Raw genomic sequence first — 6,517 nt, forward strand, 5'->3', positions numbered from 1 at the left:
CCGCGGGCGTTGTTCTTTACCGGGCGCGACTGCGGGCGCGGGGGGGGGGGGCGGCGGGCCCCGCCCCCCCCCCCCCCGCCCGGGCGACGCCCGGCTGCGGGGCCGGGCGTCGCGGGTGACCGGAGTGGTCAGGCGACCGGAGCGGTCGGGTGACCGGAGTGGTCAGGCGACCGCAGTGGTCAGGCGACCGGAACGGTCAGGTGACCGGCGCGGCCACGTGACCGAGACGGTCAGGCGACCGGAACGGTCGGGAGGGGCACTCAGCCCATGTGCGGGTAGCGGTAGTCCGTCGGCGGGACGAAGGTCTCCTTGACCGAGCGGGTCGAGGTCCACCGCGCCAGGTTCTGCTTGGCACCGGCCTTGTCGTTGGTGCCGGAGGCCCGGCCGCCGCCGAAGGGCTGCTGGCCGACGACGGCGCCGGTCGGCTTGTCGTTGATGTAGAAGTTGCCGGCCGCGAAGCGCAGCTTGTGCATGGCATCCTGGGCGGCCGCGCGGTCCTGGGCGATGATCGCGCCGGTCAGGCCGTAGGCGGAGGCCGACTCCATCTGGGCCAGCATCTCGTCGTACTTGTCGTCCTGGTAGACGTGCACGGCGAGGATCGGGCCGAAGTACTCCTCGCGGAAGTACTCGGACGCCGGGTCCTCGCAGACGAGGACGGTCGGGCGGACGAAGTAGCCGACCGAGTCGTCGTAGGTGCCGCCGGCCAGGACCTCGACCGCGGGGTCGGCCTGGGCGCGGTCGATGGCGGCCTTGTTCTTGGCGAAGGCGCGGTCGTCGATGACGGCGGACATGAAGTTCGCCAGGTCGGTGACGTCGCCCATGGTGAGGCCCTCGACCTCGGCGGCGAACTCGTCCTTGAGGCCGGCCCAGATCGAGGCCGGGACGTAGGCGCGGGAGAGCGCCGAGCACTTCTGGCCCTGGAACTCGAAGGCGCCGCGGGTCATCGCGGTCTTCAGCACGGCCGGGTCGGCGGACGGGTGGGCGACCAGGAAGTCCTTGCCGCCGGTCTCGCCGACGATCCGCGGGTAGGTGCGGTAGCCGGCGATGTTCTCGCCGACGGAGCGCCACAGGTGCTGGAAGGTGGCGGTGGAGCCGGTGAAGTGGATGCCGGCCAGCGCCGGGTGCTTGAGCGCCACGGCGGAGACGTCCAGGCCGTCGCCGGTCACCATGTTGATGACGCCCTTGGGCAGGCCGGCCTCCTCCAGCAGCTGCATCAGCAGGTGCGCGGAGTACTGCTGGGTCGGGGACGGCTTCCAGAGCACCACGTTGCCCATCAGCGCGGGCGCGGTCGGCAGGTTGCCGGCGATCGCGGTGAAGTTGAACGGGGTGATCGCGTAGACGAAGCCCTCCAGCGGGCGGTGGTCGCTGCGGTTCCACACGCCGTCCGAGGAGATCGGCTGCTCGGCCATGATCTGGCGGGCGAAGTGCACGTTGAAGCGCAGGAAGTCGACCAGCTCGCAGGGCGTGTCGATCTCGGCCTGCTGGGCGGTCTTGGACTGGCCGAGCATGGTGGCGGCGGCCAGGGTCTCGCGCCAGGGGCCGGCCAGCAGGTCGGCGGCCTTGAGGAAGATCGCGGCGCGGGAGTCGAAGGAGAGCGCCTGCCAGGCCGGGGCCGCGGCCAGGGCAGTGTCGATGGCCTCCTGCGCGTCGGCCTGGGTGGCGTTGCGCAGGGTGCCGAGCCTCGCCGCGTGGTTGTGCGGCTGGACGACGTGGATCTCGGCGCCGCCGCCCATGCGGTGCTCACCGTTGATCGTCATGGTCAGCTGGACCGGCTCCTGGCCGCCCAGCTCCTTCAGCTTGGCCTCCAGACGGGCCCGTTCCGGGCTGCCCGGGGCGTAGCTGTGGACCGGCTCGTTCACCGGCGCGGGGACCTGGGTCACAGCGTCCATAGAGCGCACGCTCTCCTTCGTTGATGCGGGGGGATGCCGGCGTGGGTCGCACGTCGGCCACAGCACGAACGCTATTCCTGCCCCTGGGGCCACTTGATTGGCCGAGCGGCTAAATTCCCCCGTACGGCGTTGTCCGGCCCGACGAAGGGGTCACGGCGCAGTCACGGCGCGGTCACGGCGCGCCGTTGACGGCCCGTCGCGCCGGAGGCCACCGGGAGCACCGGCCGGTCCCAGTCGATCCGGTGGCCGTGCACCGGGCGGAGCATCTTCTCCGGGCTCAGGAAGGTCCGCATCGCGATCGGCGCGAGCAGCCGGAACAGCGCCCGGCCGACCGGCCCGGAGGACTTCTGGTTGTTGGTGCGCGCCGCGTTGGCGGCGATCTTCTCGACCCGGGGCCGGCGCAGCGCCTCGTAGGCGGCGAAGGCGGCGGTGTGGTCGGGCAGGTCCCGCAGGCAGCGGGCGAGTTCGACGGCGCTCTCGACGGCCAGCGAGACGCCCTGGCCGGAGCTGTTGGAGGGGGCGTGCGCGCTGTCGCCGACCAGCACCATCCGGCCGCGGTACCAGTGCGGGACGGACGGCATGATCTCCAGCCGCGGGAAGACCTCGACGGTGTCGGCGGCGGCCTCGCGCAGCACGTCCCGGGCGGGCAGGTCGTCGGCGTGCAGGTCGCGGACCCGGCGCAGCCACTCCTCCGGGCTGACGGCGCGGACCTGCTCGGCGGTCAGCTGTTCGGGCTGCGGGATGTTGCTGAACCAGGCCGTCCCGGCGCCGTCCGGCAGCCCCCAGTAGCCGAAGAAGGCGCGGGCGCCGTTGGCGAAGTGCATGGTCTCGCCGCGTCCGGCCCGGCCGGGCAGCCGGTGCGGGCTGTAGCCGCCGACGCCGAGCAGGCCGGTGTACTGCGCGCCGGGTGCGGCCGGGTCGATCAGGGTGCGGACGGTGGAGCGGGTGCCGTCGGTGCCGATCAGCAGGTCGCCGGTGGCGGTGTCGCCGTCGGCGAAGCGGGCGGTGATGCCGTCGGCGCCCTCCTCGGCGCCGACCAGCCGTTTGCCGTAGCGGACTTCGATGCCGCTCGCGCGCAGCCGCCGCTGGAGCACCTCGTACAGTTCGGCGCGGCGCATGACCCGGCCGGGCGGCAGGTCGGGGAGGCCGGCGAACTCGGCCAGCACGCCGCCCCGGCCGTCCTCGATCAGCATCGGGCCGATCGGCTGTCCGATCGCGCCGACCTCCGCCCCGAGCCCGACGGTCGCCAGGGCGTCGAGCCCGTTGGGGGCGATCATGAAGGTGCCGCCGATGCCCTCGGCGGAGGACTCGTAGGCCTCGAAGACGACGGCTTCGACGCCGGCCTTGCGCAGGGCCAGTGCCGTCACCGGCCCGGCGATGCCGCCGCCGATGACGAGGGCCCTCTTCTCCCCGTTGCTCGTACTCATTCCAGACTCCCGAAGATCTCGTGCCAGGTCCGGATGAACTCCGGCTCCTTGAGTCGACCGACGAGGTGCTCGACGAAGCGGCCCTCGGCCTCCAGCGCGCCGACCCGGTGCTCCTCCTCGATCAGGAAGATCCAGGCCACGCCGTCGTCCGAGGCCTTCCGCAGGGCCGCCCGGATGCCCGCCACCTCGGCGGCCAGCGCGGCCCGCCGCTGTTCCAGCAGTTCCACGGCCTCGGCCGGCGGGACCACCATGAGCAGCGACAGCGCGACCCCGAACGCGGGGTACTCGTGCTGCGGTTCGGCGACGAGTTCGCGCATCCAGCCGGTGAGCTCCGCCCGGCCCTCGGGGGTGACGGCGTAGACGGTGCGCTCCGGTCGCTGGGTGTCGCGGACGGTCTCCTGTTCGGCGACGAACCCGGCCTTCCGCAGCTGCTCCACGACCATGTACAGCGAGCTGCGGTTGTACTTGATGTTGCGGTCCTTGCCGTGCTCCTTGAGCCGGCGCCCCATCTCGTACGGGTGCATCGGCCCGGCCACGAGTTCGGCCAGGACCGCGAGGGCCAGCGGGTTCGACACCTTGCGTCGCTTCGCCACGAGACGTCCTCATCTCTTGGTCAGTACTGACTATCCACTCCTGAATAGTCAGAGTCAACTATTTACGAAAGCCGGGCCGCGACTCTGTCCGCCCGGCTAAAATCAACCACACGGCATTGTCCGAGCGGATGAAGGAGGCCCGATGACGACCCCCGGCCTCCCAGGCTCCCCCGGACTCCCGCCCACCTCCGGCCTCCCGCTCCGCCGGCTGCTGATGTCCCTCGGCGAACCCCTGGTCGAACTCCAGGCCGCCCCGCAGGGCCTGGACGTCCCGGTCCGCGACGTCGCGATCCTCGACCCGGAGGACCCGCCGACCGCCGCCCCCGGCGAACTCGTCCTCGCGATCGGCGCCCGCGGCCGCGCCGCCCTCCCCGCCCTGCGCGCCGCCGGACGGGCCGGCGCCGCCGCGGTCGCGGTCAAGCTGGACGGCCCCGGCCAGGCGGACGCACTGCGCGAGGCCGCCACCGAGGCGGGCGTCGCCCTGCTCTCGGTGCGCCGCGAGACCCGCTGGGAGCACCTCGACTCGCTGGCCCGCGCGATCATCGCCGGCCCGGACGCCCCGGACACCCCCGGCGCCCCCGAACCCAACGCGGGCGACCTCTTCTCCCTCGCCCAGACCGTCGCCGTGCTCACCAACGGCATCGTCTCGATCGAGGACACCTCCAGCCGGGTGCTGGCGTACTCCCGCTCCTCCGACTCGGACGAGGTCGACGACCTGCGCCGACTCTCCATCCTCGGCTGGCAGGGCCCCGAGCCGTACCTGTCCAAGCTCCGCGAGTGGGGCATCTTCCAGCACCTGCGCACCTCGGACGCCCCGATCGCGGTCGAACCGCACCCCGAACTCGGCCTGCGCCGCCGCCTGGCGATCGGCATCCGGGCCGGGGCACAGCCGCTCGGCACCATCTGGGTGCAGGAGGGGGCGCAGCCGCTGGCGCCGCTCGCCGATCAGGCCCTGGTCGGCGCCGCCCGGGTGGCCGCCGCCCAACTGATGCGCCGCCGACGCGAGTTGTCCGCCGACATGCGGCTCACCCGGACGCTGCTCACCGGCCTGCTGGAGGGCTCCACCGGCCCGCAGTCGCTCGCCACCCACCTGGGTCTGGACCTGCGCCGCCCGGCCACCGTGCTCGCCTACGGCGCGCACACCACCGAGGCGCTGCACCGCTCCGACGTCACCGGCCTGATCTCGGTGCACACCGCCGCCCGGCACCGCACCGCCCTGCTCGCCCCGATCGAGTCCCGGGTGTACGTGCTGCTGCCCGAACTCCCGCCCGGCCTGCCGATGGCCACCGTGCGCGGCTGGGCGGACGAGGTGGTGGCTGCCGCCCGGGAGCACCTCGGCGTCCCGCTGCGCGCCGCGATCGGCTCGACCGTGGACGGCCTGGCCCAGGTACCGGACTCCCGCGCGCAGGCGGACCGCATCCTGGACGCGATGAGCCGCGGCGGGGTGGACCTCGACGTGGCGGCGCTGATCGACGTCCAGGCCGAGGTGCTGGTCAGCGAGATGCTCGCGCTGCTCCAGGAGCGCTCCGGCCTGCGCGACCCCCGGCTCACCGCGCTCGCCGCGTACGACCGCCGGCACGGCACCCGGCTCGCCGAGTCGGTGCTGGCCTGGCTGGACGCGCTCGGCGAGGTCCGGGTCGCCGCGGACGCCCTGCACATCCACCCCAACACCCTGCGCTACCGGGTGCGCCGCGCCGAGCAGTTGACCGGCATCGACCTCGCCCAGCCGCAGCAGCGCCTGCTGGCGATGCTGCAACTGAGGCTGCCCGCGGACGAATGACCGCGGGCAGCCCCTTCGACACCCGCTACGTCACTCGCCGTAGCCCTGGCCGCGCTTGTGCTCGTTCAGCCGGTGCCACGGGCCGGTGATGGCCAGCTGGATGCCCGGGGTCTGGATGTTGGCGAAGAGGGTCTTGCCGTCGTCCGAGAAGGTCACCCCGGTGAACTCGCTGAACTCCGGCTTCTCGGCGGTGCCGATGTTCAGCTCGTTGCGGGCGATGGAGTAGGTCAGCCCGTCCTCGGTGGCGCCGAACAGGTGCGACACGCCCTCGCCGTCCTCGGCGATCACGATGCCGCCGTACGGCGAGACGGTGATGTTGTCCGGGCCGTCGAAGTTGTCGTGGTCGCCCCAGACGTCGGTGTTGACGCCGAGCAGCACCTTCAGGGTGATGGTGCGGCGGGTCGGGTTGTAGAACCAGACCTGGCCGTCGTGCTGCACCGGGCTCTCCGAGCGGGCGAAGCTGGAGACGAAGTAGAAGCCGCCGTCACCCCACCACATGCCCTCCAGCTTGCGGGCGCGGGTGACCTCGCCCTCCTTGAACTGCTTGCGGATCGAGACGGTCCTGGCGTCGCGGTCCTGGACCTTGACCCAGTCCGCGCCGTAGGTGGTGCCGACCTTGGTGGCACGGGAGAGGTCGTCGACGAACTTGCCCTGGGCGTCGAACACCTTGAAGGCCTCCAGCACGCCCGCGTCGGCGGCCAGCTTGCGCAGCTGGTAGCGGCCGTGCTTGAAGCCGGCCGGCGGGGTCCAACGGAACAGCAGGCCGTTGGGGTTCGAGGCGTCCTCGGTCAGGTAGACGTGGCCGCGCTTCGGGTCCACCACGACGGC

General features: G+C 72.6%; 5 protein-coding genes. 1 reads left to right on the plus strand and 4 read right to left on the minus strand.

From position 1 onward, the window contains the following. Positions 1-260 precede the first annotated feature (260 nt). From pruA to ACFV61_RS33170, 3 genes are all read right to left on the minus strand, one after another. Positions 261-1,889: an L-glutamate gamma-semialdehyde dehydrogenase gene (pruA, locus tag ACFV61_RS33160; RefSeq protein WP_063349536.1), complete on the minus strand. Its 1,629-nt coding sequence runs from the start codon at positions 1,887-1,889 to the stop codon at positions 261-263. 161 nt (positions 1,890-2,050) lie between these two features. Beyond that, the gene (locus ACFV61_RS33165; protein ID WP_380495733.1) at positions 2,051-3,316 is read right to left on the minus strand and encodes an FAD-dependent oxidoreductase; all 1,266 of its coding nucleotides are present in this window, start codon (positions 3,314-3,316) and stop codon (positions 2,051-2,053) included. After that, positions 3,313-3,909 (minus strand): PadR family transcriptional regulator, encoded by a 597-nt coding sequence (locus tag ACFV61_RS33170; RefSeq protein ID WP_380495736.1) that lies wholly within the window; start codon positions 3,907-3,909, stop codon positions 3,313-3,315. The genes ACFV61_RS33165 and ACFV61_RS33170 overlap by 4 nt, the downstream gene beginning before the upstream one ends. A gap of 142 nt (positions 3,910-4,051) precedes the next feature. Between ACFV61_RS33170 and ACFV61_RS33175 the strand changes: the two genes are divergently transcribed. Continuing rightward, entirely contained in the window at positions 4,052-5,689 is a 1,638-nt protein-coding gene (locus ACFV61_RS33175) for a PucR family transcriptional regulator (RefSeq protein WP_380495739.1), read from the plus strand. 30 nt (positions 5,690-5,719) lie between these two features. Here the strand turns inward: ACFV61_RS33175 and ACFV61_RS33180 are convergent. Next, on the minus strand, positions 5,720-6,517 hold a 798-nt coding region (locus ACFV61_RS33180; RefSeq protein WP_380495741.1), incomplete at its 5' end, for an alkaline phosphatase PhoX.

Origin of the sequence: Kitasatospora sp. NPDC059817, assembly GCF_042731835.1 — a bacterium.
Taxonomy (GTDB): Bacteria; Actinomycetota; Actinomycetes; order Streptomycetales; family Streptomycetaceae; genus Kitasatospora.

What these genes read in the sequence shown, in the direction of transcription:
- ACFV61_RS33175 (WP_380495739.1), top strand. Translation starts at nt 4,052, where the DNA reads ATGACGACCCCCGGCCTCCCAGGCTCCCCCGGACTCCCGCCCACCTCC.
- pruA (WP_063349536.1), bottom strand. Translation starts at nt 1,889, where the DNA reads ATGGACGCTGTGACCCAGGTCCCCGCGCCGGTGAACGAGCCGGTCCAC.
- ACFV61_RS33165 (WP_380495733.1), bottom strand. Translation starts at nt 3,316, where the DNA reads ATGAGTACGAGCAACGGGGAGAAGAGGGCCCTCGTCATCGGCGGCGGC.